Origin of the sequence: Lacinutrix himadriensis (genome assembly GCF_001418105.1) — a bacterium.
In the GTDB taxonomy this organism is placed as follows: Bacteria; Bacteroidota; Bacteroidia; order Flavobacteriales; family Flavobacteriaceae; genus Oceanihabitans; species Oceanihabitans himadriense.
On the sequence record NZ_LIQI01000005.1, the window covers coordinates 68,134 to 94,970 of the forward strand.

Below are 26,837 nucleotides of genomic sequence, written 5' to 3' on the forward strand. Positions count from 1 at the left end.
ACTGCGACTGTAAACTGAAATCTTAACAAAATGGATTTAAAAGAAAAATTAGTTTCCTCATTTTTAGCTTTCGAAAATCATGCAGACTTAGACAGTCCTATTCATGATATTCGTACCGAAGCTATAAAAACTTTTGAAACGGAAGGATTTCCTTCTAAAAAAGAAGAAGCTTGGAAATATACATCGTTAAACAGTATTTTAAAACATGACTATAGTGTTTTCCCTAAACAAGAAAACGCCATTGAATATAGTGATGTGAAAAAGTATTTTATTCATGATATAGATACCTATAATATTGTATTTATTGATGGTAAATTTGCTTCACACTTATCGCAAACTACACATGACGGACTAGACGTTTGTTTAATGTCTGCTGCTTTAAGCAAACCAAAATACCGTTTAATTATAGAAAACTATTTTAATAAAGTAGCTACAAAAGATAGCCTTACTTCATTAAATACGGCATTTGCACAAGAAGGAGCTTATATTCATATTCCTAAAAATACATTGGTAAATAAGCCAATTCAAATTATACATTTCTCTACAGGTAGCGAAGTTGCTTTAATGCAACAACCGCGTAACTTAATTGTTGTAGACGAAAATTCGCATGTTCAAATTATTGAACGTCACCAAAGTTTAACAGACAATCCTGTTTTAACCAATAGTGTTACCGAAATTTTTGGAAACAAACGTGCCATTGTAGATTACTATAAAATTCAAAACGATAACGTAAACGCATCTTTAATCGACAGCACTTTTGTGAATCAAAAACGCGAAAGTCATATCTCTGTGCATACCTTTAGTTTTGGTGGTAAGTTAACACGTAACAATCTTAACTTTTACCAAAATGGAGAACACATGGATTCTACATTAAATGGTATCACGATTATTGGCGACAAACAACACGTAGATCACAACACGTTAGTGCATCATATAGAACCAAATTGCGAGAGTCATCAAGACTACAAAGGGATCTTTAACGATAGCGCAACTGGTGTTTTTAATGGTAAAGTAGTGGTAAACAAAGAAGCGCAAAAAACCAATGCCTTTCAGTCTAACAACAACATATTATTAAGCGATAAAGCAACTATAAACTCGAAGCCACAACTAGAAATTTTTGCAGATGATGTAAAATGTTCCCATGGTTGTACTATTGGTCAGCTAGATGATAGCGCGATGTTTTATTTGCGTTCTCGTGGTATTCCAGAAAAAGAAGCCAAAGCTTTATTGATGTATGCATTTGCGAATAACGTATTAGAAACGGTAAAAATTCCGGAACTTAAAAAACGTATTAATAAGCTTATAGCAACCAAATTAGGTGTTAATATTGGGTTTGATCTTTAATTCCTACGAAGGCAGGAATCTCATGATGTAAATCAAAACATTGTATATGAAAAAATTATTATTGTTTGCTTTTATACTTGTGTGCACAACTAGTATCTATTCTCAAAACTTCTCTTATGGGTTTGTTACCGGAGTTAATTATCATGATACGGAAGCAAAAAACTCCTCTAGGAGTATAACAGGTGAAGTTCATGACAGACCAAATATACATGTTGGAGCATTTGCAGATTATCAGTTTTCTGAAAGACTTGGTGTAAAATTAAATACACAATACAATAGGTTACACGAAAAATACAGGCTTTATTTAGGAGGAACTAATTATATTAATTCTACATATAGTATAAATACTTTCCAAATAATACCACATTTAAAGTTTGATGTAAAAACTGCATATAATAAAGGAGGTTATTTATTAGTTGGCCCAAGAATGAGCATTGTTGTTTCTGCAAATGATGATTCTGGAACAGATGTTAAAGATTTTTATAAAAGCACTAATTTTGGAGTACAAGCTGGTTTTGGATTTAATTTATCCAAAATGTTTGCTTTAGAACTTTTAGGCGAATATGGCTTTTCAGACATCACAGAATCTGAACCAACTAAAATAACAACCGCTGGAATTTACATAAACTTTAATGTTAATGTAGAAGCAATAATAAATAGATAATAAACGAAATTTTTAATATTCTAAAAAACGGCAAACATGAATATGTTTGCCGTTTTTTTGTTTCAAGTCATAGATAAGACTCAACTTTTCACCTGCTGATACTTCTGATAAAAATACATCGGTATCATTCCAAAATTTAAAAGCAAGAAGCCAATAAAAACAATAACTCCTCTGTAAGGCCAAGTTAAAAATTCAAACATGGCGCCAATACCTAAAACAAAAAAAGTAAAAAAGCCAACAACGTAAAATGATTTTTTCATAGTATTTAGTTTAAGAAATGGATAAAATTTATGAAATTTAAAAAACGTAGCAGCAGCTAATTACCGTTGCTTAGTTCTCGTCTTCTTTTTTAAAGAAAATATCTTTTATAGTACCTTCACTATACAAAACCATTCCTACAACATGACCTTCTTCATCTCTAGTAAAATGATAAAGTGTTCTGCTGTTATTTCCAAAAGCATCTAACAGAATCGGATTCAAAGGTATGTTTTCATTGTTTTTATAAGATAATTTGAAAACATTATCCGCTACAAAAAAGCGATAGGTAACATCCATTTCTTCCGAAAAATAAGAACCTACAAAATCATTGTTGTTAACCGTTTCAGAATCTATTAATGTAGCACGTTTAAAATAAAAAGGAGTACCACCAAACATAATAACCATATCATGACTGCTTGCAGGTGTAAAATCATATTTCACATGCTGACTATTTTTTCTATGAAATTTATTTTTAGCAAATGGTATTAACGAAGCTGCATTTCTACCTATGGATCCTTCCGATTTTAAGGTGTCATTCTCCACAAATATTCTAATAGTCATATCACTATTAATTTCCTTATAATCACCAGTGTATTTATCTAAGGCTACTTGCTTAAAAACTTCGTCCTCTTTAGTAACCACTACATTATTATTTTCATCAGACAGAAGAATATCTAAAATTTGATATGCAATGCTTGGCGCATCAATAGATTGTAAATTAGTGAGAACTATAATACCTAATTGCTTTTCAGCAATAGTAATTAACTGCGTACTTCCGCCAAAACCATATCCACCATGACTTGCAACTATATTACCTTTATAATTATCTATCATAATACCACGTGCATATTTTGCTTTTTCACCATTATTTAAAATCTCGGTTGTTTTCAAAAATTGAGACAAAGGTTTAAACTCCAAAATTTGTTCATTTAGCATCTGCATCCAAATGGTCATATCTTTAATAGAAGATCCCATGCTACCAGCACCATAACTTAATTGATTACTAGAAGAATACACAAATTCATTATTCTGTTTTTGGTAACCAACCGCTTTATTCTTAATTGTTTTACCATTTTCTACTCGCACAAAAGTAGCATCCATTTGTAACGGATTTAAAATATGCGCTTTTAAAAATTCATTTAAATTTTGTCCAGAAATTCGTTCAATAAGGATTGCTAATAAAGTATAATTAGTATTAGAGTACGCTACTTTTTCACCTGGAAGATTACACAATCCCTTTTGCTTACACGTTAATTCAAACACCGTATTATTATCATAATATGTTTTATCATAATCAAATCCGGACAAAGACATTAGTGCATGATAATTTCTAATACCACTTGTATGATTCAATAAATGCTTAATTTTTATAGGTTGTTGATATTCTGGAAACTCAGGCAAATACTTCCTTATATCATCTTCTAACCTAATCTTACCTTCTTTAACTAAGACCCAAATAGCGGAAGCTGTAAATTGTTTTCCTATAGAGGCTAAACTAAAAATAGTAGCATCCGAATTTTTAATGTCATAATCCAGATTAGCCAAACCAAAATCTTTAGCGTAAATACTTTCTTTTCCAGATATAATTTTAACGCTGAAGCCTGGAGCATCTGCGCTTTGATACTTTTCAAGAAGTTGATCAATCTCTGAAGTGTAATTATTTTGAGCACTTAAAAAAGCACAAATCAATAAACAAAAAATAGTAGGATACTGTTTTAAATTTCGCATTGCATATAATTTGGAATTGTATTTAGTCTAAGAAAATTTGTGAATAGATTTTTTATATCGACCATATAAACTAACTGGAGCAAGAAACATTACTAAAACAGCACAACTCAAAAGCATAAATAAATTGGCATAGGGCCAATGCATGATTTTAAATATAAAACCTAATACTAGAAGTATTATTAAAAGAAGACCTCCAATAAACTGAAGCTTACTTAAAACTGTCATTTGTTGTTCTATTTTCTGAAAATTGGTTTCTAATTGTAGGTTTTGAAAACTAGCATAGCCACCAAACTTTTGCAAAGCTTCTTGATACAATGCGTTAAAATCATTACCATCTTGGCTTTCTATATAGGTACAAATATGATCTACTAAATCTTCTCTTAAGCTTTCCGATTGCACACCATAAAGCTTCAAACTCTTTTCTATAAAGTCAATATGTTTCTCTTCATTTGCATTATATAATAGGTTTAGGGTTAAAAATTAAGTTTAAGGTGTCCATAAAATTATTTATTTCTTGTGTCATTGCTTCTGCCACCTTTTTACCTTCCGAAGTGATCGTATAATATTTCCGAACGCGTTTTCCTATATATACCTTTTCGGTTTCTAAAATGCCTTTAGCTTCCAGCTTATGCAGAATAGGATATAATGCACCTTCCGATATATCGATCTTACCAGAAGTCAGTTTCTTTACTTCTTGCGTAATTTCATAACCATACATTTTTTCGCTTTCGCTAATTAGCTTTAAAATGATAGGTTGTAAGGTTCCTTTTGTTAATTCTTTGCTATACATATTTCAAATATACATTTTATTTAAATGCATTGGAATAAAATAATAATAAATTTTATCTTTTATATTTTCTTTATACTAGTTTTATGAAACAAAACGTAAATTTGTAGCATGTTAGATTTGAAGAAAATAAGAGCCGATTTCCCGATACTTAAAAGACAAGTAAATGGGAAACCGTTGGTGTATTTTGACAATGCAGCAACATCACAAACACCACAACAAGTCATAGATGTTATTGTCGATTACTACAGTAATTACAATGCCAACATTCATCGTGGTGTACATACATTAAGTCAGGAAGCAACAGATAAATACGAAGCTGCAAGACATACCATTCAAAAACATTTTAACGCAGCACATGCACACGAAATAATTTATACCTCTGGAACAACCCACAGTATAAATTTAGTAGCTAGTGGTTTTTCTTCTTTATTACAAAAAGGAGATGAAATTATTGTTTCTGCTTTAGAGCATCATAGTAATATTGTGCCTTGGCAAATGTTATGTGAAAAAACGGGTGCTATTTTAAAAGTCATTCCAATGAACCAAGATGGTGAGTTAGTTATGACTGAATATGACAAACTCCTTAACGAAAACACGAAACTTGTTTTTGTAAATCATATCTCTAACGCTTTAGGAACCATAAATCCTATTGAAGAAATCATAGAAAAAGCACATCAAGTTGGCGCTGCAGTTCTTATTGATGGCGCACAGGCTTGTCCGCATGTAAAACCAGATGTACAAGCATTAGATGTCGATTTTTATGTAGCATCTGCACATAAAATGTGTGGACCAACAGGTGTTGGTATGCTTTACGGAAAAGAAACATGGTTAAACAAACTACCTCCTTATCAAGGTGGTGGCGAAATGATTGCTGAAGTCAGTTTTACAAAAACTACCTATGCAGGATTACCGCATAAGTTTGAGGCAGGAACACCAAATATTTGCGGTGGTATTGCATTTGGAGCAGCCATAGATTACATGAATGCAATAGGTTTTGATGCCATTGCAAAATATGAACATGAACTTTTAGAATATGCTACCAAAGCTCTTTTAGAAATAGAAGGGTTAAAAATTTACGGAACGGCAAAAAATAAAACCTCTGTAGTTTCATTTAATTTAGAAGGGATTCATCCTTATGATGTTGGGACCATTCTAGACAAACTAGGAATTGCCGTTAGAACAGGACACCATTGTGCGCAACCAATTATGGAATACTTTAAAATTCCAGGTACCGTTCGAGCTTCCTTTGCTTTCTATAACACAAAAGAAGAAATTGACACTTTAGTTTCTGGAGTCAAGAAAGCAAAAATGATGCTATCTTAACACTAAACTTCTATATATCAAAACATTAAACACCTTTCGAGGTGTTTTTTTTGTGTTTGGTGCAAAAATTCATATTTGCATTTAGTCGAAAAATTAATAATAATATTGACGATAATTCATTCGGTAAAGTAATTAACTATATATTTAACAAAATTTTAACCTAAAATATGTAGTATGAAAAAAATGATTTTAAGCTTTGCAGCCCTAGCATTGCTATTTACATCTTGTAATGAAGACCAAAATTCTATTAACAATAGTGACCAATCAAAAGTAGACATGAGTGATTTTTACGTCTATACAGATGCAGATCTAGATGAAGCAAAAAAAATAGCTTCCAATAGTAAATTAAAAACTTGCTATTCCATGGTAAACTTAAACAGGATGTTAAATGAAAATCCTGGTTTAGAGAAAAAAATGTATGATGTGGAATACCATACAAGATCCACTATTAATGCCAAAGGAAAACCTGTTAAAGGTGGTGGAAGTACAGACCCAGTTCCAGATGATTTAGGTGTAATTAGCATCCCTGTTAATGTACATGTAGTATATAGTAACTCACAAGAAAACATAAGCGATAATCAAATAAATGCGCAAATGAATGTGCTAAATGATGATTTTAGAGCGTCTAATAATGATATTAACCAAGTTCCTAGTGAATTTAGCGGTTTAGTAGCAGATAGTGAAATAAACTTTACTTTAGCAAATACTTTTAGACATTCTAATGCTACTGCAGCATGGAGTACTAATGATGCGGTAAAAGCTGCTTATCCTCCTGTTTCCCCTTCTACACATTTAAATATATGGGTTTGTAATATTAGTGGTGGTATATTAGGATATGCTCAATTTCCTGGTGGTCCATCTGCAACAGATGGAGTTGTAGTATTATACTCTAGTTTACCTGGTGGTTCTGCTGCTCCGTATAACGAAGGAAGAACTTTAACACATGAAGTTGGACACTATTTAAACTTACGTCATATTTGGGGAGATGGAAGATGTAACAGAGATGATTTTGTTACAGATACTCCTTCTTCAGACGGAGCTAACTATGGCTGTCCTTCTTACCCAACAGTAAACTGTCGTACAACAGACATGACAATGAACTATATGGATTATGTAGATGATTCTTGTATGTATATGTTCTCTGATGGTCAAAAATCTAGAATGAGAACTATTTTTGAAGCTGGTGGTTCTAGAGAAAGTATGCTTAATTAGAAAATAAATATCATAAATATTAAAAGACGCCAACTTTGGCGTCTTTTTTGTATATTATATTTTAAATTTTAACAAATGAAGATTATGAAATTTATCACTATACTTTTAACCGTTTTTGCATTAGAATCTTGCGGAAACACAAAAGCAGCTACAAATTTGCAAAACAATATAGAAGCAAAACAAACAGAGACACTTTCTGGAAAATATATGATTTCGTCATTTATTGACAACACAGAATTACCTGATAATATCCATTTAAACTTTGATGCAACAACCAATAAAGTTTCAGGGTTTGCAGGCTGTAACAACTTCTCTGCAACGTATTCTACCGAAGGAAACACTATAAAATTCGGCCCTTTAATGTCTACAAAAATGATGTGCAAACGCTTTATGGATGTAGAGCAAAACTTCTTAAAAACACTTGAAAAAGTAACAGCTTTCTCTGTAGAGAACAATGTACTTACTTTAAAGAACAGTAAAGAAAATTTAGTTTTTGCAGCAAAAAATAATTCCTCAAAAATAGCACAAGGAGATGATTATTCTATTGAGTATATCTCGTCTACAAGAGGTAGTTTTTTAAAGATAGAGATTAAAAACGATAGTATTATTTCTCAAAAACAAAGAGGAGCTGCACCAGAAGCACGAAAGTTTAGTCCATCAGAAACGACAGATATCTTTAACAAAGTAGCAGTTTTAAACTTAGAAGAATTAGAAAATCTGGAGTCCCCTTCAAAAGCACATCAATATGATGGCGCTGCAGCGGCAACACTAATAATTACTAAAAACGGTAAAACATATAGTACTAAAGCTTTTGATGCAGGAAAGCCAAATGCTAAAATTGAAGATCTAGTAAACACTATTTTTAGTCTGAGTGAAAAACAATAATTATAATGCTGAAAATAATACTTAATTGTATTTTTGCATAAAATAAAATTACGTGAATATTCAAGAAATACAAAACGAAATAATTGAGGAGTTCGCCATGTTTGAAGACTGGGAAGAACGCTATCAGTATATGATAGATCTTGGGAAAGATTTACCCTTAATTAATGCCCAATATAAAACGGAAGATAACATCATTAAAGGTTGCCAAAGTAAAGTTTGGGTGCATGCAGAATTAGAAGGTGACAAAATCGCTTTTACAGCAGATAGTGATGCCATAATTACAAAAGGAATTATAGCAATATTAATCCGTGTGTTTTCTAACCAGCATCCTAAGGACATATTAGAAGCAAATACTGATTTTATAGACCAAATCGGACTTAAAGAACATTTGTCTCCTACCAGAGCAAACGGTTTAGTAAGTATGATTAAACAATTAAAACTGTATGCTATTGCATACCAAACACAACTACAATAAGTAGGACCTCCTGTGCATACAGGAATGTGTTTTTATAAAAATAGATTTCCGCTTTTGCGGAAATAAAAAATAAAGATTCCCATTTTTATGGGAACCAAAAAAAATAAAATTTCGATGAGCGAAACTATAGATACAGCAGCATTAGGAGAAAAAATTGTAACCGTTATTAAAACGATTTACGATCCAGAAATTCCTGTAGACATTTACGAATTAGGATTAATTTACGATGTTTTTGTTAATGAAGATTACGAAGTAAAAATCTTAATGACCTTAACAACTCCAAACTGTCCTGTTGCAGAAACACTTCCGTTAGAAGTAGAAGAAAAAATTAAATCGATAAACGAGGTAAAAGACGCCGAAGTAGAAATCACTTTCGATCCACCTTGGAATCAAGACCTAATGAGTGAAGAAGCCAAGTTAGAGCTTGGAATGCTTTAATTAAAAAATATAAATGGCTAGACAAGCACCTAAATCTCTTAAAGAGGCTAAAAAAACCAACTTAAGAAAATCTTTTAGCGCACTAGTTTTTATTCCTAGATTCTTTAAAGAGATTTGGAAAACCAACAAAAAGCTATTCTTATTATCTGCTTTTTGTAGAGGAATTGGCGCCGTATTACCAGTAGTCATACTTTGGGTTGGTAAAATAATTATTGATGAAATAATTGTTCAAACCAAAGGAGATGCTTCCGATTTAACGCTACTTTGGACTTATGTTGCCATAGAATTTGGATTAATTATTCTTTCCGATTTAGTCAGCAGAGCCATTTCACTAACCGATAGTTTACTTGGTGATTCCTATTCTATAGATTCTTCCGTAAGAATCATTAAAAAAACAAATCAGATAAACATCAGTCTTTTAGAAGACTCGGAGTTTTATGATAAGTTAGAACGCGCAAGAACGCAAACTACAGGTCGTGTCGGATTGATGTCTAACGCGCTAGGCGAAGTACAAAGTTTAATATCGATACTAACTTTGGTTGCCGGTTTAATTTATTTTGAACCCTATTTAATCATCCTTTTAGTATTAAGTATTATTCCATCGTTTATTAACGAAATTTGGTTTAGTCAACAACAATATTCTTTAGCTCGAGGTTGGACTGCAGAACGTAGAGAATTAGATTATTTACGATTTATTGGTGCAAATGATAAAACAGCTAAAGAAATTAAACTTTTTGGGCTAACCGATTTTGTAGTCGATCGTTTTAAAAACCTCTCCAATGAATATTATAATCTTAATAAAAAACTAGCGGTAAAACGTTCGGCATTAGGATTCTTATTTAATGTTTTAGGTACTTTAAGTTATTATGGTGCTTATGTATTTATCATTTATCGTGTGATTTCTGGAGTAATTACCTTAGGAGAATTAACCTTTTTATCTGGAGCATTTAACAGGCTTACCAGAAACTTGCAAGACTTCTTTTCGAAGTTTACACGTATTACAGAAAGCTCTCTATACCTAAAAGATTATTTCGATTTTTTAGATATATCTATTGCTCCTTCGCACAAAGAAGACATGCCACTTCCGGAAACGATACAGGAAGGATTTGAATTTAAAAATGTGCATTTCGCATATCCAGGATCCGAAAACGAAATACTTAAAGGGATTAGTTTTAAAATGAAAGCTGGCGAAAAACTAGCATTCGTTGGTCAAAATGGTGCAGGAAAAACAACCCTTACCAAATTATTGCTTCGTTTTTACGAACCTACTTCGGGTGAAATATTATTAGACGGCATTAATATTAATAGATTTGACAAAGCAAAGTATCAAGAATATTTTGGTGTTATTTTTCAAGACTTTTTTAAATACGAATTTACCGTTAGAGAGAATATTGCCATTGGGGATATTAGCGAAATAGACAATCAATCTAAAATTGAAAATGCAGCCGAACTTAGTTTAGCGAATGAAGTGGTGCAAGATTTAAAGTTTGGTTACGACCAACAACTTGGTAAACGTTTTGCAAAAGGGCAAGAGCTTTCTGGAGGACAATGGCAAAAAGTAGCATTAGCAAGAGCCTACATGAAAGATGCCAAAGTAATGATACTAGACGAACCAACCTCTGCCTTAGATGCTAAAGCAGAAAGCGAAGTGTTTGATCGTTTTATTGGTTTAACCCAATTTAAAACCAGTGTCATTATTTCGCATAGATTTAGCACCGTAAGGCAAGCAGATAGAATTTTGGTTCTAGAAGAAGGACGCGTTTTAGAAATGGGAACCCATGAAGAACTCATGAAAAACCAATCTTTGTATGCCGATTTATTTACACTGCAAGCAGAAGGTTACCAATAAGTTTTCGATACTAAATATAAAAAGGTTCTCTCGAACTAACATAAAACTAATAATTTAAAACACGTATCTTCGTAATATGGCTGAAGAAATTATAAATCGCGTAGCAACTAGTAAACTTGTTGTTTTTGATCTTGAGGATTATTACCCGCAAGGCAGACGCGTACTTTTTGATATTAAAGATTGGCTTTATGAAGGCTTCGTGCTTCGTGAAAAAGATTTTAGAGCACTTGTTAAAGAACACGATTGGTCGCAATACCAAGATGCTTTTGTAGCATTAACTTGTACCACAGATGCCATAGTACCAGATTGGGCCTATATGCTATTAAGTATTCAGTTAGAACCCTTTGCTAAAACTACTGTTTTAGGAAACTTAGAAACTTTAGAATCTTATCTATACCAAGAGATTATTAATAATTTAGATATTACTACCTATAAAGACAAACCGATCATTATAAAAGGTTGCTCTAAAAAACCGGTGCCATCTAGCGCTTATATAATGATTACCAACAAATTAAAACCTGTTGCAAAAACGATTATGTTTGGTGAAGCATGCTCTTCTGTCCCGCTTTTTAAAAGCACTTCGTCGATAAAATAATTCCTTTTATCTATTTTACAGGAATAAAAGAGATTAAGTGTAAATGTTTATACTCTTAATACATATTTTTGCGCGTTCAAAAAACAAAAATTATACATAATGAAAAAAATATTTTTATTAGCTGCATTATTTATTGGAGTAGCTTCAGTAAATGCACAAACGGAAGAAAACGCACAAACAAAAACAGAATTAGCAGCTCAAAAAGCAGAGAAGCAAGCAATTGCAGATGCTGCTCAAGCAGAAGCTAATGCTTTACAAGCACAAATTGATGCTTTACCAGGATGGAGAAAAGGTGGTAATGTTTTAGTAACATTTAACCAATCTGCATTCAACAACGAATGGACTGGTGGAGGTATTGGTAATACTGCTGCTAACTTATTAATTAACTACGATGCAAACTTAGTAAAAGGAGATTATGTTTGGGATAACAAGTTAATTGTAGATTACGGAGTAAACAAAAACAAAGGAGCTGAAGATTTCACAAAATCTAATGATAGAATAGAATTCAACTCTATTGGTGGTAAAAAAGCAACTGGTAACTGGTATTACTCTGCTTACTTTAACTTTAAAACACAAATGGATAAAGGTTATTTATATACTGATAACGTTCGTGTTGCTACAACTTCACATTTCTTCTCTCCTGCTTATTTTCAAGCTGGTCCTGGCATGTTCTGGAAAAAATCGGATAACTTAAATGTTATGGTTTCTCCTGCTGCTGCTAAATTAATTTTAGTACATGATGAATTTGCTGGAAGTTTTGGTACTGAAGCTGGTGACACTTCTCGTTTTGAGTTAGGCGCTGCTGTAAGAGGTTACTACAAATTAAACATAGCGAAAAACATTTCTATGGAAAACATCTTAGCGTTATATTCTAACTATTTAGAAGATCCTCAAAATGTAGATATCGATTACACAATGAATCTTTCAATGTCAGTAAACAAATACATTTCTGCTAACTTAGTATTTCAAGCAATCTATGATGATAATACAAACCCTAATGGTTTCCAAATTAGAGAAGCTTTTGGTGTAGGTTTTAACTACGGATTCTAATTCTTAGAAAAAGAAAAAAAAAATATTAAAAACGCGCTTCTATGAAGCGCGTTTTTTTGTTTTAACATTAAAACTCGGAGGCTTTGTAGTAAAATAAACGAAGTGCATTTTTCTAATTGTTATGAGATTTCTTGGCAAACTCGAAATGACAAAAAAACTAGCAAGAACCTTAGTTGATTAGCCCGCAATAAGGATTGCAACGGTTAGCTTTTGTAAAACTTCCATTTAAGGTTTTACAAAACTAGTAGTGTAAAGCCTGGTTGCTTTTGGTAGAATAACCAAAAGTAAATTGCCCAAACTACACTAAAGTTTCATTTGGCAAACCAAAAAAAATCCCAAACGTAATGGTTCGGGATTTTAAATTATGAGATTCCTGCCTGCGCAAGAATTTATTACTCTTCTTCTTCGTTATAATCTGGATACAGAAAATGATTGTACGGAAAACGGGTTACGTGAATTTCACGAACTTCATCATAAATACGTTTTTTAAAGTCTTCTAAATTTTGCTTGTTTAAGGCAGAAATAAATAAGGCATTATCCTTACCAACTCTGTGCATCCAAGTTTTTTTCCATTCTTCTAAAGAATAATGCTCTTCGGTACGTTCTACAATTAAATCGGTTTCATCATAAGGTTCTGCTTCATAAGCATCAATCTTATTAAAAACCATAATCATTGGTTTGTCTGTACTATCGATTTCCCCTAGGATTTTATTTACAGATTCTATGTGTTCTTCAAAATTAGGATGCGAAATATCTACAACGTGTAGCAGCAAATCTGCTTCTCTTACTTCGTCTAGCGTACTTTTAAAACTTTCAACCAATTGGGTTGGCAGCTTACGTATAAATCCTACGGTATCGCTTAATAAAAATGGTAAATTCTGAATGACTACTTTACGTACGGTGGTATCTAGTGTTGCAAAGAGTTTGTTTTCGGCAAATACTTTACTTTTACTAACCACGTTCATTAAAGTCGATTTACCCACGTTGGTATACCCTACAAGCGCTACTCTTACCATTTGTCCGCGATTACCTCGCTGTACTGACATTTGCTTGTCTATGGTCTTTATTTTAGCTTTAAGCAAGGTGATTCTTTCTCTTACAATACGTCTATCCGTTTCAATTTCTGTTTCTCCGGGTCCGCGCATTCCAATTCCACCTTTTTGTCTTTCGAGGTGTGTCCACATTCCTTTTAAACGTGGTAGTAAATATTCGCATTGCGCCAATTCTACTTGTGTTCTTGCGTAACTGGTTTGTGCTCTTTGTGCAAATATATCTAGAATAAGATTGGTTCTATCTAGTACTTTACATCCTAGTATTTTACTAATATTTCGTTCTTGTGCAGAAGATAATTCGTCATCAAAAATAGCGGTTCCAACGTCGTTTTCTTCAATAAACCTACGAACATCTTCAATCTTCCCTGTACCAATAAATGTTTTAGGATTTGGTGAATCTAGTTTTTGGGTAAAGCGCTTTAAAACTTCTCCTCCAGCAGTAAAGGTTAAAAACTCCAACTCGTCTAAATACTCTTTAGACTTGTCTTCGTTTTGACTTTTAGTTACTACTCCTATTAAAACTGCTTTTTCAAGGGCTATATCTTTCTTTTCTATCATAAATTCAATTAAAACACAAAGTTATACCATTTCTATTTGTAAATCACTATAAAATAAAATGATGATTTTTTTCTTTATACAAAATAGAGAAATAAAGCGTAGACTGCCCTATAGTTTCCTTTTATGTTGCAGTAAAAAGGGAAAAAAGCCGTTTTATTATGATTATTTGAAAGGAGATAGGATATTCGTAATTGTAAGCAGTTAAATTTTTATATTTTTGAGGAAAGACAAAAGATTGCTTCGCAGTTTTAACAACACGTATCTAAAACCAATTATTTTAATGAATGTCTATTCCGAAATTCCTGTAAACCCAGATTTACATACTGTAGCTTTTTATAATGCGGAAAATTTATTCGACATTTTTGATGATACCAAAAAGCATGATAACGATTTTTTGCCAAGAGCAGACAAACGTTGGACTATAAAACGTTACCAAAATAAATTACGAAAATTAGGCTATGCTATTTCTAATATAGGAAGAAAAGAAAACGGGAAACACCCTGCAATTATTGGTTTATCTGAAGTGGAGAATGCGAAAGTTTTGAAAGATTTAATCGCTTCTAAACATGTAAAAAACTGCAACTACAATTATGTGCATTACGACTCTAAAGACGAACGTGGGATAGATGTTGCTTTGCTTTATGATAGAACTGTTTTTACGGTAGAAGCTTCGGAAAAATTTTCATTAGAATTATATAATGATGCCGGTTTACCAGATTACACAAGAGACATTTTACTAGTTTCTGGTGTACTCGATGGTTTTAAAATACATGTTATTGTAAATCATTGGTCTTCTAGACGTGAAGGGGAAAGGGAAACAGAACACAAAAGAATGGCAGGGTCTAATAAGGTTGGAGAAATTATTTCGGACTTAAAATTAAATGATCCAGATGCTAAAATTATAGTTATTGGTGATTTTAATGATGATCCTTCTAGTAAAAGCATTGCACGTTTACTAAGTAGTTTTGATTTACTAAACCCAATAGAAACATTACGCTCGTATACTAGAGGAACTAGTAAATACAAAAGACAGTGGTTTTTATTTGACCAAATATTGGTTAGTCGAAATTTTTATGAAAAAACAAAAAATGGGTTACAATTTGAAAAAGCTAATATTTTTGATGAAGATTTTCTAAAAATATCTGACGGAAAATATAAAGGCTCGCCATTTAGAACCTATGTTGGTAAAAAATATCAAGGTGGCTATAGTGACCACTTTCCGGTGTATGTTGTTTTAAAAAAGGAAGAAGAAATCAGGTAAAAGAGATTATAGGAAATAGCTATAGACTGATGACTGATGACTGATGACTGATGACTGATGACTGATGACTGAAACGTATGTCATTTCGAGCTTGTCGAGAAATCTCTTCAAGTTTTATTACATCCACTTTTTAAACCGCTTGATAAATAACTACAGCTAGACCTACACAAGCCACAGGAAGTAACCAAAGCATAAAAATACTATAACCTGCAGATTTTTTATTTAGCATTTTAGCATTTAATACTTTTCGTTTTCTACCAGCATATTGCATCCAGTTTTTAAAAAAAACAAATATACATGCTAAAACAAATAGCACGATTGCTTTGTCTTGCGACATAGTTGTCATATTCATTTGTTTAAAAAAACCTGCAAAGAACACACCAAAAAGCAATAATAAAGCACATTGTAGCACCGAAATGTAAATGGTAGCATATTGGTTTGCTTTTTTACTTTTAGCATCCTTATAATGCTTAAAAACGCTAAAAAATAAAGTATCGAAAAGTGTCATATTTTGTAATTAAAAAAGAAAACCTGCTAATTATAAATTAGCAGGTTTTAAGACTAATAAGTCTATTTAATATTTCTATTGAGGAGCTAATATTTTAACATTACCTAAATCTCTAGTTGAAGAAATTGCTGCATCATTACTATCGTAAACAAAAGCAATAAAACCATTTCCAGTTGGAGCAGAAAGATCAATAAAACTAGTTTCGTTATATATATTATCAAAGAATCCACCATTAATTGGTAATGCTTCAATTTCAGCTGTTCCTATTTCCGTCCAAGTAGCTGAAGAAGGATCATTTCCTGCAACATAATCGGTAGAATAATAAGCTTTTAAAGGCTCTTCACCTGCATCACTAAAAGCATCAGCAATTTCTAATACCATTTGTTCGCCATCTTGTGCATCAAAATCAAAAACTGGTGAAATTAACCAACTAACCATTGTTACTGCATTTGAACCATCATATCCGGAACCTCTAACATAAGAATCTCCACCAAAAGATGCTGCATACCAAGACTGAGTACCGTCTGTATTAATAACATCCCATCCGTTTAATCCTCCAACAAAATCTTCTTCAAAAACTACTTCAAACTCATCTAGGCTTAAAGGCGTACATCTTTCTTGATCAAATACCACATCAGTTAAAGAATTTAAGGCTAAAACTAAATTATCTCCACCATAAGACTTTGTAACAATACCTGAAATAGAACCACCTTTATCTACTGGTAAAGGAGAACTATAAAAATTAGCAAAAGAACTAGTCTCCATTATAAAACTTGAATAAGAAAAACCATCACATGCCTGTAATTCTCTTTGCGTATCAAAATCTTCCGAAGAATCTCCATAAAGCTCTCCGTTTAAATAAGCAGGAAATTCAGCGTTATTAATTTTAACAAACATTCCAACATGACTTTCATTTATAGCAGAAAAACTTAATTCTAAAGGAGTAATTACTTCCGTATTTGCAGATCTTAAAATATAATCTGGAACTTGAACAGCAGTAAATTGACCTACTTCATCATCATCTGTTTTACCTCCAATAGCAATAACTTCAGAAGAATTTAAACCAACATAAGCATCTTTTAGTTTAATATAAACTTCTCTTCCTTGGTTGTATTGGTTATAAGAATCTGCTTGATTTAATACGATTTGTATAGCAGCTGTTGGATTTGTTGGGCTATCTTGAATATAGAATTCTTTATAGAAATTACCAGTTGCATCCGAAGAAGATACATATCCTTTTACTACAACATCTGAAGGGATTTGATAAAATTTATCATAATCAAATCCAAATTGTGCTTCTTCATAATCGGTGTAAAGTTTCTTTACTTGACTTACGGTTAAAGCTGTTACACCACTATTTACATCATTTAATTGCTCTAACAATTCGGTTAGTGCTTCGTTTTCGTCGTTACCTAAACTATTAGGAATTGTATAATCGTCATCTTGCACACAAGATGTAATAGCTATTGCAGCTACCATTGTTAGTATTAACGTTAAAAATTTATTCGTTCTTTTCATGGCGTATTTATTTTTAATTTGTGAATTTGTGAATGTATTACATTTCATAATTCGTAATATTATTATAATTAATTTTTCTTTTTTTAGAATCTAAAGTACACATTTACAAAGTAATTTGCACCACGACCATACCAATATTTTGCTCCAAACACACGCGAAGGATTCGCATTATCGTCTCTTAACTCTCTGTAATTTGCATTTCTACCTTGCTCAAAACCACCCGTTTTGTACTCTTTATCAAGTACGTTACCTACACTAGCAAAAAAGCCAATATAGTACTGATCAATTTTCCAAGATTTACCACCAACAAGATTTACAACCATATAGTTGTCAAACTCTTCTTGTTTTAATAACTCAGTAGCTATTTCTGGATCATAATCATTAAACGGTAATCCGTCTACATCTAAGTAGAAGTTTTCGGTTCTTGTTAATGCATTAACATCTGTATATGCATTGGAGAAAAAGTTAGCTGTTGCACCAAACCACCAGTATTTAGGGTCACGGTATTCAAAACCAATAGAACCCGCACGTTGTGGTCCTCCTGCTACTTTATAATCTTTAAGATTTGCTTGTCCGTAAGAAATAGAACCATCTTCTGAATCGAAACCAGCTGATGTTAAGTATAAATCTGGATTGTTATCATACGTATATTCACCAATAGAACCTGCTGCTTTTAATTTAATAGTAGGCGTTACTTGCGCTTCAATACCAAATTCAACACCAATATTCTTTTTGTTGATTCCTGTTAAAACTTCTTGTACAAAAGCCGAAGTTTCATTTTCTGCAATTGCATCACCACTTAATCCGTCTGCATAGTAGAAACCTACTTCATTAGCATCTTTAACAGTAGAATAGAATCCTGTTAATCTTGCTTTTATAATTGGAGATCTAAAAATATAACTTGCATCAAAAGAAGTTACTTTTTCTTCTTCAATACCTCTTACCACATTATGATTTTCTCTAGAGTTAGAGAACGTGTTACGTAAAGAAGGTGCTCTTTCAATATAACCAGCATTGGCATCGAATAAATGTTTACCTGTTATTTTGTAAGTAAATCCTGCTTTAGCACCAAGACCATTAAAGGTAAGCTCTTCTCCTTTTCCATAAGAATTATCTTCAAAATTACTATGTTGCCATAATCCTTCTCTTTGGTATGTTGTACTTGAAAGACTACCAGAAACAAAAAAGTCTATTTTGTTATATTTAAATTGTGCTTGTGCATACCCTGAAAGTACATCTGCAAATAAATTATAGTTGTATCTATATTTATCACCTACTCCAACTAATCTATCCTTATTTTGATTATCGTATTGAAAATTATCAAAAGAATCTACATTTAGAGCTCCAACCGTAGAACCTAATAAATCGATTATTTCTCCAAAGTTTTCCGATTTCAATTTCTTGTAATTAAGAGAAGCATTAATTAATATGTTCTCATTAATTTCTGAACTTAAAATAGAATTTAAAGTAAGTTGCTTATCATCTGCACGATCTTCATATAATACATAAGCGGCAGGACTAGTTCCATTTTCTGCTGTATTATTATTTAAGTTTGCAGTAAGAATATACTCCCAATCTATTTGACCATCATTTAAAAACTCTTGTTCTAATTCATAAGCAGTTGCAGTATCTGGACCATCTGGATCTGATAAAGGATAACTTGGTAGGTCTTGGTAATATGTTGGACTAGGGTTTGTTCCTCCAGAATAATCTAAACGGCTATTTCCTAGTTTACCAAATTGGTAACCTACGTTAGTATTTAATGTTGTTTTAGAAGAAATATCCCAATAATGGTTTAACATTATAATTGGCTCTTCCACTTCTTTAATACGTGAATTTCTTTTATCACCGTCTAAATATCCCCAATACTCGTTATACTTAATACCTTTAAGGTCGTATACTTCTTGCGTATTTGGTGAAGATTTACCTCTTCTATTTGGTGCATATATAGATGTGAAGTTTAAGCTATGCTTATCTCCAAATTTCTTTTCTACAGATGCGAAAAAAGAGTTAGAGTCATATAATGAAGCATCTTGATATCCTTCTTGTCCCCAACGTCTTCCTGCCATAATGGTATACGCCCAACCACCTTCTAATGCTCCAGATGCGTAACTAGCCATTAAACGGTTAGTATAACTTCTGTTAGAAGAAGAATAGGTTACACGACCACCTTCTCTATAACTAGAAGCTCTTACGTTCATATTAGTTGTACCAAGAATACCACCAAAGTTGTACGCTGAAGGCGTTAAACCAGAAGTTAACTCTTGGTTACGCATAACATCGTTAAGTCCACCCCAGTTACTCCATTGTGGTCTTCCATTGTATAGCTTGTTCATTTCTATTCCGTTAATTAAAACAGAACCGTTATCTGAATCTAAACCTCTTACTTTAAAGAAAGAAGAACTAAACTCGAAAGCAGCAGTACGTTGAAAAATATCTTGTGATGAAGAAAGCAAACCTGAAATATTGTCTGCTCCAGTAGTATCATCATTTAATTCATCATCAGAAAGTGTAATGGTGAATAAATCATTTCCAGCTAGGTCTCTTTCCATAACCATATCGTTTATGGTTAATGTTTTACCTTCATTAACTACAATTGGGTAACGTTGTGGTACGAAAGCCTCTTTAGTTAATCTTAAAACTTGTTCGCCTAATGGCAAATCACTGCTAAACGTAAACACTCCTAGCGCATTGGTAAGCGCAGTTATGTTTGTTCCTTCAATAGTAACAGTAACATCTGAAATAGGCTCGAGAGAAATTGGTTGTTTCACACTTCCTGTTACCGTGGTCTGCTGCGCAAACGTGGTAAAGCCTGATAAAATTCCGAAGAAAAGAATTAAAAATCTTTTTTGCATACTTTAATTTATAGGTTATAAACTCTTTTTACATTAAATAATTATTATTTAAAGCAAGCAAATTTACATTATTTATAATAAATATCTACATTTGGCAGGAGTTTTGTATTAACATAACTATAACATAACATTCACATTCATGAAAAATTTAAAATTCTGGCTCGCAGCACTGTGTTTAACAGTGGTTTTCACTGCGGAAGCTCAAGAAAAAAAGAAATTTAAAGTCCATACTGTTGGGTTTTACAATCTTGAAAATTTATTTGACACTATTAATGACACAAGTAAATTTGACGAAAGAAGTCCTATTATGGAAATGAAAACGAAACAGTTTGAAGTTTACCAAAAGAAAGTAAAAAATATGGCTCGCGTGATTTCCGAAATAGGAAAAGACGTTACCAATAACTCTCCAGTAATATTAGGAGTATCTGAGGTGGAAAACAGAGAAGTACTTGAAGATGTAGTAAATGATCCTGCATTAATACACCAAGATTATGGCATTGTTCATTATAATTCTCCAGATGTTAGAAGTATTGATGTTGCTCTTTTATACCAAAAGAAATTTTTCACCCCTTTATCTACTAGCAGCCATGAATTAAAAATTTATGACGATAACACCAAAGAACGCAAATATACCAGAGACCAATTATTGGTAAGTGGTAAATTAGACGGAGAAATGATTCATGTTATTGTAAACCACTGGCCTTCTCGTAGTGGTGGAGAAGCACGTAGTAGACCTAAACGTGTTGCGGCAGCTAAACTGACGAAGCGACTTTTAGATTCTTTACAATCACTTGATCCTTATGCGAAAGTATTTATCATGGGAGATTTAAATGATGACCCAACAAACGCTAGTGTTACAGAGGTTTTACAAGCGCAAAGCGACAAAGACAAGGTTGGTTTTAAAGGACTTTACAATCCATATTCCAATATGTTTAAAAAGGAAGGGTTAGGTACTACTGCATATAGAGATGCTTGGAGTTTATTTGACCAAATTATGGTAACAAAGCCATTAATTGAAAAAGATTATTCTTCTTTTACCTTATATAAAGCTGGAATTTTTAATAAAAATTACCTAGTTAACAAAAAGGGAAGATACAAAGGATATCCAAAACGTAGTTTTGCAGATGGTGGATTTACAGATGGATTTAGTGATCACTTTCCCGTGTACACACTTCTTGTAAAAGAAATCAAAGAATAATAAGAAAGGTATCTAAAAAGTGTATAAAGACCTTTCGACTGCGCTCAAGGTGACACATACCATAATAGTTTATAATAAAAAAGGCTTCCAAAATTTGGAAGCCTTTTTTTATTACAATGTTTTTCTGAATGACTTTCTAAGCGCAGTTGAAGCATCTTTTTAAATTACATAGATTTCTCCACTTGGATAGAAATGACAAACTATTTTAACCCAACCAAACACTCCAAGGTATTCTAGTTAAAACTAATAACAATGCTATGGTATAAAAGATAGCAATGGTTTTATGTTTAGGCTTAGAAGTAAGTTTCTTTTTATGCTTAGAGTAACCAATAGTAATAAAGGTAATCGCTAAAATCCCCATAAAAGGATGCTCTACAGCTAATAATCTAGCAAAAGGAGATAATCCCCCCATACCGTTTGCTTTTATACTATGAAACCCATTTGGTGAGGTAAAGTATAAAACTAATCCCATTAATAACTGAATGTGCGTTACAATAAGTGTAAATAATGCAATTCTGAAATCTTTAGGCGTATATTCTTTATTAGAAAACGTTTTATATAAGCTATTTACTACCGCTAGTATTAACACAAGAAGCACTAAATAAGCCCAATAAGAATGAAGGTTTTTTACAATACTATACATATAATTTAAGTTTGAATTAGTTTGATAACAAATGTACTAATTATTAGGCATAAAAAAACCTCTTCCAAAAAATGGAAGAGGTTTTTAATATACTTTTCTAAAGTGAATTAGAAATTAAAACGAATACTTGTGTTCCAAGTTCTTCCGTAACCAAATCTACCTGTATTTGATTTATTAACTCCTTTATAGTTTTCAGATGCAATTGCTGAAGCAGCAGTCGTACCATTAACAGACTCTAAATACACCTCATCAAAAACGTTACTTACGTTTAATCTAAATTGTAATGAATTTGTTTTATTCTCACCAACTAACATTTTGTAAGATAATCCAGTATCTACAGTATCATAAGAAGGCATAGATAATGGCGCTTCTCCTAATGAACCTGTAGAGAAAACATCGTTATACCAGTTCCATCCAGCATCAATGCTAAATCTTGGTAAAAACTCATAGCTACCATTAATACCAGCAGTAACTTGCGCAGCACCACCAACACTAAATCCATCAATAACAATCTCTTCATCAGCACCTACTTGGCTTCCGTCGTTATCAAAAGTTCTTTGAGTAGCATTGTCTTTAAACTGCCATTCCCCTAAAGATACAAACCCATTAAGTTTTGCATTATCAAAAGGACGTGTTATAACTTCTAATTCCACACCATAATGCACTTGCTTCACTCCTAATGTTTGGAAACTTAAGAAACTATCACCTGTTTGACCATTACTATTATATTTAGTTACGTTATCCCAAGTAGTATGGTATACGTTTAAGTTTGCAGATATTTTTCTACCACCATTAAATTGGTAACCTGCTTCAAACCCTGTAATTTCTTCATTTTCAGCTTCAGGATCTAATAATGTATTACCTCCTCTATTGTCTTGAAATAAAGTATCATGGAAAGGTTGACGTGAATAGTAACCAGCGTTAACAAATACTTTATGCGTTTCGTTAACTTCATAAGCAGCACCTGCTTTTAAGTTATACCCAAGGTTATTTACTTTATCAGATTCTTCAGATTTCCCTTCAAATTCTGTATTTAAGAATTCCGTTCTTACATGAGATTGGTTAGAAACCGCTCCTTGAAAGAATGCAGATAATTTATCTTTAGAATATTCTAACTGACCAAAAACACCAGCATAGTTAATTTGCTCTTCGTAATCATAACCAAAACGTTGTGAATGGTCATTGTTTGGGTTAAAAAACACTTCCCAAGGATTAATACCACCAGCTTCTGTTAATTCATAATTTCCGCTATATCCTGAAGACGCACTTACAGAGTCTAGAGTTACAAATTCTCTTACATCTCTAAAGTGAATACCGTTATATAAACGTACATCTGCACCAAAGTTAAGGTTTAATGTTTCACTTAATTGGTTGTTATAATTAGTTACTAAACCAAACCAGTTATGGTTATTATTAGAACCTCTTGCATATGTTACATCATCTCCAGAAGTTCTTGCTTGTGCAAAACTACCACGACCCATTGAACCGTAAAGTACAGTAGATAATTCAGATTTCTCATTAATTGTCCAATCCCAGCTAATGTTAGCTACTGGCTTGTGATAAATATTTCTTCCACCTGGATATTTTCCTCCATTTAAATTATTTGGACTATCTACCCCACTAAAGTTCCAAGAATTATATTTTCTACCATTATCTAAAAACGATTCTATTGAACCACTTCCAGCTGCTGCATGCCATTGTGGAGCACCAGTTAATAAGAAGTTTAAAGAATGTTTTTCATTTGGTTGGTAACCAACAGAGAAAAAATATGTTTGTCCTTGACCATCTGTGTTATCTACATAACCATCCCCTTGCCAGTGACCTAATAAACCAGAAAAAGACCATCCTTTTTCGTTTACTCCTGTAGAATAATATGCTGTAGTTTTCGTGTAATTATCATTACCTACCATTTGTTGTACAAAACCACCTTCTTTTCTGTCAATAGTTTTTGTCACGATGTTTACCGTACCACCAACTGAAGAAATTGCTAATTTAGAAGCTCCTAAACCACGTTGTACTTGAATTGCGTTAGCAACATCCATAACACCAGACCAGTTAGACCAGTACATTTTACCATCTTCCATACCATTAATTGGTTGCCCGTTTAATAAGAATGCTGTGTTTGTTTGATCGAAACCACGAATAAACATTTGACCATCACCAAAACCACCAGATTTAAGGTTTTGAATAGAAGGAGTAGATTTCAATACTTCTGGTAAATCCCAGTTTCCAGCTTTTTGTTGAATCTCAGCTGCTTTAATAGTAGTTACAGCAACAGGTGTTTTTCTGTCTTCTGCTAAATCAATAACTCCAGAACCAATAATCACTACTTCTTCTAAAGAGTTATCACTAGTTAAAGTAATGTTTCCTAAATCTGTATTACCGTTAAAAGATACTGTTACAGATGTGTAACCTACATAAGAGATAACTATTTTACCAGCTTTTGCTTCAGTAGTAATAGTAAAGTTACCATCAAAATCTGATGATGCTCCATTTGCAGTTCCTTTTTCAATAATGTTTGACGCAGGAAGTGGCGCGTTCATTTCGGCATCAATAATAGTACCTGTTACAGTACTTTGAGCCATTGCTCCTGTAGTAAGCATAAGCGTTACTACTAAAAATAAAAATCTTGAAATTTTTTTCATTTTATTGAATTTAATATTTGGTTTATTTTTTTGCAAAAATACATTGAATTAATGATTTAACATTAACTTAACGTTAACAAATTTTCAATCTTGAAGATAACACAAATAAGCACGCTTTCAATTACTTAGATATTAAAGCTATAAACAGACTTTTTAACAATTAATTTGTTAATTCCTTATAATGATTCAATAAATTTAAGGTAGAAGTGTCGTGATTTGCGAAATCATCATTTTTAAATTCTTTTAAAATTTTTCCAGCTAACTGCTTACCAAGCTCTACACCAAATTGGTCGTAGCTAAAAACATTCCAGATAATTCCTTGTACAAAAATTTTATGCTCATACATCGCAATCAGTTTCCCTAAACTTTCTGGTGTGAGTTTATCTATAAAAATAGTGTTGGTAGGTTTGTTTCCTGGAAACACTTTAAATGGTATTAATGTTTCTTCGGTTCCTTCTGCTATAACTTCACTTTTATCTTTTCCGTTTAAAAGCGCTTCCGTTTGTGCAAAAAAGTTAGACATCAGTTTATCTTGATGATCTTTATTACCATGTAAAGATTGAGCAAATCCTATAAAGTCTGCAGGAATAAGTTTGGTTCCTTGATGTATTAATTGAAAAAACGCGTGTTGCGAGTTCGTTCCAGGTTCTCCCCAAATTATGGTTCCTGTTTGGTAATTTACTACATCGCCGTTTCTATCTACACTTTTCCCATTACTTTCCATAATACCTTGCTGTAAATAGGTAGCAAATTGATTTAGATATTGTGAATACGGAATAACAGCTTCGCTTTCTGCATCAAAAAAGTTATTATACCAAACACTAATTAGCGCAAGCACTACTGGAATGTTGGTTTTGAAATCTTCGTTTTTAAAATGGGTATCCATTTTATTAGCTCCTAAAAGAAGGCTTTCAAAATTCTCGTTTCCTACCGACAAACTAATAGTTAGTCCTACAGCGCTCCAAAGAGAGAAACGTCCTCCAACCCAATTCCACATTGGGAAAATATTATTTTCATCTACGCCAAAACCTTTTACTTTTTCAATATTTGTAGAAACCGCAACAAAATGCTTAGCGATATCTTCTTGTTTCGCACTTTTTAAAAACCAGTCTTTTAAAGTAGTTGCATTCGATAAGGTTTCTTGGGTTGTAAATGTTTTAGAAACAATTACGAATAGCGTAGTTTCTGGATTTAATTTTTTGATGACTTCATTTACATGATCACCATCTACATTACTAACAAAGAACTGAGGTAAAAAACAACTCTTTTCTTCGTTAATTTTAGACATTATTAGTTTTGGCTCAAAATAATTTTATTGTTTTGAGCCTTTTATATTTTATGTAATTCTTTACTATTTAGGCAATACTGAAACGTGATTTTCACAATATGGCAATCCTGATTTAGCAATAGCAAATGCTTGCTTTAATAACTTATTTGCAACTGCTATTAACGCAAGTTTTTTACTCTTTCCTTTGGCCACCAATCGTTCATAAATCTCTCTACAAGCCTTATTGTACTTACATGCCGAAAATGCACATAAAAATAGCAGATTTCTTAGTTTCTTATTCCCTACTTTACTTATTCTACTTCGTCCGCGAACACTGCTTCCTGATTTTCGTATAGTTGGTGTAATACCGACATAACTACACAGTTGTGATGCCGTTTCAAATTTTTTAAATCCATCAGTTACTACTATTAAAAACAAAGCTGTTTTCACACCCATTCCTGGGATGCTTTTTAATAATGTCAGTTGATGTTGCTGCTCTTGTTTAACTAAATCTAATAGACGCTCTTCTATCGCGGTAATCTCCTTTTGCAAATGCTTAACGTTTCGCTTTAAAGAACGATACACAAACTTGGAAGGTATTCCTAAGGTTTCTTCACCATGAAGTTTATTCTTCGATGCCGTTCGGTATTTTATGTAACTATCCAGCAATCTAAAGAGTTGCAAGCACTCACTCTGAACTTCATTTAAAGCTGTGTAAAGA

General features: G+C 32.6%; 23 protein-coding genes and 1 pseudogene. 12 read left to right on the forward strand and 12 right to left on the reverse strand.

Going from position 1 to position 26,837, the window contains the following annotated elements:
* Positions 1-30 precede the first annotated feature (30 nt).
* Both sufD and AMD28_RS00365 read left to right on the forward strand, forming a co-directional pair.
* On the forward strand, positions 31-1,344 hold the full coding sequence (gene sufD, locus AMD28_RS00360; RefSeq protein WP_055442180.1) for a Fe-S cluster assembly protein SufD: 1,314 nt from the start codon (positions 31-33) through the stop codon (positions 1,342-1,344).
* A gap of 46 nt (positions 1,345-1,390) precedes the next feature.
* A complete protein-coding gene (locus AMD28_RS00365) occupies positions 1,391-2,008 on the forward strand; it encodes a porin family protein (RefSeq protein WP_055442181.1) in 618 nt (205 codons plus the stop codon).
* A gap of 80 nt (positions 2,009-2,088) precedes the next feature.
* On the opposite strand, the gene AMD28_RS00370 is transcribed toward AMD28_RS00365, so the two are convergent.
* From AMD28_RS00370 to AMD28_RS00385, 4 genes are all read right to left on the reverse strand, one after another.
* Positions 2,089-2,268 carry a hypothetical protein gene (locus tag AMD28_RS00370; RefSeq protein ID WP_055442182.1) on the reverse strand — a complete coding sequence of 60 codons (180 nt, stop codon included), beginning with the start codon at positions 2,266-2,268 and terminating at the stop codon, positions 2,089-2,091.
* A gap of 70 nt (positions 2,269-2,338) precedes the next feature.
* Entirely contained in the window at positions 2,339-3,994 is a 1,656-nt protein-coding gene (locus AMD28_RS00375; protein WP_055442183.1) for a serine hydrolase domain-containing protein, read from the reverse strand.
* Between the two features lie 27 nt (positions 3,995-4,021).
* On the reverse strand, positions 4,022-4,408 hold the full coding sequence (locus tag AMD28_RS00380) for a hypothetical protein (RefSeq protein WP_055442184.1): 387 nt from the start codon (positions 4,406-4,408) through the stop codon (positions 4,022-4,024).
* A gap of 40 nt (positions 4,409-4,448) precedes the next feature.
* A complete protein-coding gene (locus AMD28_RS00385; RefSeq protein ID WP_055442185.1) occupies positions 4,449-4,784 on the reverse strand; it encodes a PadR family transcriptional regulator in 336 nt (111 codons plus the stop codon).
* A 108-nt stretch (positions 4,785-4,892) separates the two neighbouring features.
* Here AMD28_RS00385 and AMD28_RS00390 point away from each other — a divergent pair, with 108 nt between their 5' ends.
* From AMD28_RS00390 to AMD28_RS00425, 8 genes are all read left to right on the forward strand, one after another.
* Positions 4,893-6,107, forward strand: coding sequence for an aminotransferase class V-fold PLP-dependent enzyme (locus tag AMD28_RS00390; RefSeq protein WP_055442186.1), 1,215 nt, complete (start codon positions 4,893-4,895; stop codon positions 6,105-6,107).
* A 174-nt stretch (positions 6,108-6,281) separates the two neighbouring features.
* Positions 6,282-7,319 (forward strand): zinc metalloprotease, encoded by a 1,038-nt coding sequence (locus tag AMD28_RS00395; RefSeq protein WP_055442187.1) that lies wholly within the window; start codon positions 6,282-6,284, stop codon positions 7,317-7,319.
* Between the two features lie 84 nt (positions 7,320-7,403).
* Positions 7,404-8,204, forward strand: coding sequence for an META domain-containing protein (locus tag AMD28_RS00400; RefSeq protein WP_055442188.1), 801 nt, complete (start codon positions 7,404-7,406; stop codon positions 8,202-8,204).
* Positions 8,205-8,256: 52 nt separating this feature from the next.
* Complete coding sequence (locus AMD28_RS00405) at positions 8,257-8,679, forward strand: SufE family protein (protein ID WP_055442189.1); 423 nt, start codon at positions 8,257-8,259, stop codon at positions 8,677-8,679.
* A gap of 114 nt (positions 8,680-8,793) precedes the next feature.
* Positions 8,794-9,117, forward strand: a complete 324-nt coding sequence (locus AMD28_RS00410; protein ID WP_055442204.1) for an iron-sulfur cluster assembly protein — start codon at positions 8,794-8,796, stop codon at positions 9,115-9,117.
* A gap of 13 nt (positions 9,118-9,130) precedes the next feature.
* Entirely contained in the window at positions 9,131-10,966 is a 1,836-nt protein-coding gene (locus AMD28_RS00415; protein WP_055442190.1) for an ABC transporter ATP-binding protein, read from the forward strand.
* Positions 10,967-11,042: 76 nt separating this feature from the next.
* Positions 11,043-11,561 (forward strand): DUF2480 family protein, encoded by a 519-nt coding sequence (locus tag AMD28_RS00420; protein WP_055442191.1) that lies wholly within the window; start codon positions 11,043-11,045, stop codon positions 11,559-11,561.
* Positions 11,562-11,660: 99 nt separating this feature from the next.
* Complete coding sequence (locus tag AMD28_RS00425) at positions 11,661-12,611, forward strand: DUF3078 domain-containing protein (protein WP_083478201.1); 951 nt, start codon at positions 11,661-11,663, stop codon at positions 12,609-12,611.
* Between the two features lie 392 nt (positions 12,612-13,003).
* On the opposite strand, the gene hflX is transcribed toward AMD28_RS00425, so the two are convergent.
* A complete protein-coding gene (gene hflX, locus AMD28_RS00430; RefSeq protein ID WP_055442193.1) occupies positions 13,004-14,221 on the reverse strand; it encodes a GTPase HflX in 1,218 nt (405 codons plus the stop codon).
* A gap of 280 nt (positions 14,222-14,501) precedes the next feature.
* Between hflX and AMD28_RS00435 the strand changes: the two genes are divergently transcribed.
* Positions 14,502-15,482: an endonuclease/exonuclease/phosphatase family protein gene (locus AMD28_RS00435; protein WP_055442194.1), complete on the forward strand. Its 981-nt coding sequence runs from the start codon at positions 14,502-14,504 to the stop codon at positions 15,480-15,482.
* A 130-nt stretch (positions 15,483-15,612) separates the two neighbouring features.
* Here AMD28_RS00435 and AMD28_RS00440 read toward each other — a convergent pair whose 3' ends face one another.
* From AMD28_RS00440 to AMD28_RS00450, 3 genes are all read right to left on the reverse strand, one after another.
* Positions 15,613-15,990: a hypothetical protein gene (locus tag AMD28_RS00440; protein ID WP_055442195.1), complete on the reverse strand. Its 378-nt coding sequence runs from the start codon at positions 15,988-15,990 to the stop codon at positions 15,613-15,615.
* A gap of 75 nt (positions 15,991-16,065) precedes the next feature.
* On the reverse strand, positions 16,066-17,556 hold the full coding sequence (locus AMD28_RS00445; protein WP_152975501.1) for a DUF5689 domain-containing protein: 1,491 nt from the start codon (positions 17,554-17,556) through the stop codon (positions 16,066-16,068).
* 35 nt (positions 17,557-17,591) lie between these two features.
* Complete coding sequence (locus AMD28_RS00450) at positions 17,592-20,363, reverse strand: TonB-dependent receptor (RefSeq protein WP_055442197.1); 2,772 nt, start codon at positions 20,361-20,363, stop codon at positions 17,592-17,594.
* A gap of 139 nt (positions 20,364-20,502) precedes the next feature.
* On the opposite strand from AMD28_RS00450, the gene AMD28_RS00455 reads away from it, so the two are divergent.
* Positions 20,503-21,561: an endonuclease/exonuclease/phosphatase family protein gene (locus AMD28_RS00455; protein WP_055442198.1), complete on the forward strand. Its 1,059-nt coding sequence runs from the start codon at positions 20,503-20,505 to the stop codon at positions 21,559-21,561.
* A 205-nt stretch (positions 21,562-21,766) separates the two neighbouring features.
* Here AMD28_RS00455 and AMD28_RS00460 read toward each other — a convergent pair whose 3' ends face one another.
* From AMD28_RS00460 to AMD28_RS00475, 4 genes and pseudogenes are all read right to left on the reverse strand, one after another.
* Entirely contained in the window at positions 21,767-22,204 is a 438-nt protein-coding gene (locus AMD28_RS00460; protein WP_055442199.1) for a hypothetical protein, read from the reverse strand.
* Between the two features lie 107 nt (positions 22,205-22,311).
* Positions 22,312-24,849 (reverse strand): TonB-dependent receptor, encoded by a 2,538-nt coding sequence (locus tag AMD28_RS00465; protein ID WP_055442200.1) that lies wholly within the window; start codon positions 24,847-24,849, stop codon positions 22,312-22,314.
* A 160-nt stretch (positions 24,850-25,009) separates the two neighbouring features.
* Positions 25,010-26,149, reverse strand: a pseudogene (gene pgi / locus AMD28_RS00470) (glucose-6-phosphate isomerase); the annotation flags it as partial.
* 51 nt (positions 26,150-26,200) lie between these two features.
* Positions 26,201-26,837: IS110 family transposase (locus tag AMD28_RS00475; protein WP_055442131.1), on the reverse strand; the 637-nt coding region annotated here is incomplete at its 5' end.

Excerpts from the sequence above, each read along its gene's own strand:
- sufD (WP_055442180.1), top strand. The coding sequence starts at position 31 with ATGGATTTAAAAGAAAAATTAGTTTCCTCATTTTTAGCTTTCGAAAAT.
- AMD28_RS00365 (WP_055442181.1), top strand. The coding sequence starts at position 1,391 with ATGAAAAAATTATTATTGTTTGCTTTTATACTTGTGTGCACAACTAGT.
- AMD28_RS00370 (WP_055442182.1), bottom strand. The coding sequence starts at position 2,268 with ATGAAAAAATCATTTTACGTTGTTGGCTTTTTTACTTTTTTTGTTTTA.
- AMD28_RS00375 (WP_055442183.1), bottom strand. The coding sequence starts at position 3,994 with ATGCGAAATTTAAAACAGTATCCTACTATTTTTTGTTTATTGATTTGT.
- AMD28_RS00385 (WP_055442185.1), bottom strand. The coding sequence starts at position 4,784 with ATGTATAGCAAAGAATTAACAAAAGGAACCTTACAACCTATCATTTTA.
- AMD28_RS00390 (WP_055442186.1), top strand. The coding sequence starts at position 4,893 with ATGTTAGATTTGAAGAAAATAAGAGCCGATTTCCCGATACTTAAAAGA.
- AMD28_RS00395 (WP_055442187.1), top strand. The coding sequence starts at position 6,282 with ATGAAAAAAATGATTTTAAGCTTTGCAGCCCTAGCATTGCTATTTACA.
- AMD28_RS00400 (WP_055442188.1), top strand. The coding sequence starts at position 7,404 with ATGAAATTTATCACTATACTTTTAACCGTTTTTGCATTAGAATCTTGC.
- AMD28_RS00410 (WP_055442204.1), top strand. The coding sequence starts at position 8,794 with ATGAGCGAAACTATAGATACAGCAGCATTAGGAGAAAAAATTGTAACC.
- AMD28_RS00415 (WP_055442190.1), top strand. The coding sequence starts at position 9,131 with ATGGCTAGACAAGCACCTAAATCTCTTAAAGAGGCTAAAAAAACCAAC.
- AMD28_RS00420 (WP_055442191.1), top strand. The coding sequence starts at position 11,043 with ATGGCTGAAGAAATTATAAATCGCGTAGCAACTAGTAAACTTGTTGTT.
- AMD28_RS00425 (WP_083478201.1), top strand. The coding sequence starts at position 11,661 with ATGAAAAAAATATTTTTATTAGCTGCATTATTTATTGGAGTAGCTTCA.
- hflX (WP_055442193.1), bottom strand. The coding sequence starts at position 14,221 with ATGATAGAAAAGAAAGATATAGCCCTTGAAAAAGCAGTTTTAATAGGA.
- AMD28_RS00435 (WP_055442194.1), top strand. The coding sequence starts at position 14,502 with ATGAATGTCTATTCCGAAATTCCTGTAAACCCAGATTTACATACTGTA.
- AMD28_RS00440 (WP_055442195.1), bottom strand. The coding sequence starts at position 15,990 with ATGACACTTTTCGATACTTTATTTTTTAGCGTTTTTAAGCATTATAAG.
- AMD28_RS00445 (WP_152975501.1), bottom strand. The coding sequence starts at position 17,556 with ATGAAATGTAATACATTCACAAATTCACAAATTAAAAATAAATACGCC.
- AMD28_RS00450 (WP_055442197.1), bottom strand. The coding sequence starts at position 20,363 with ATGCAAAAAAGATTTTTAATTCTTTTCTTCGGAATTTTATCAGGCTTT.
- AMD28_RS00455 (WP_055442198.1), top strand. The coding sequence starts at position 20,503 with ATGAAAAATTTAAAATTCTGGCTCGCAGCACTGTGTTTAACAGTGGTT.
- AMD28_RS00460 (WP_055442199.1), bottom strand. The coding sequence starts at position 22,204 with ATGTATAGTATTGTAAAAAACCTTCATTCTTATTGGGCTTATTTAGTG.
- AMD28_RS00465 (WP_055442200.1), bottom strand. The coding sequence starts at position 24,849 with ATGAAAAAAATTTCAAGATTTTTATTTTTAGTAGTAACGCTTATGCTT.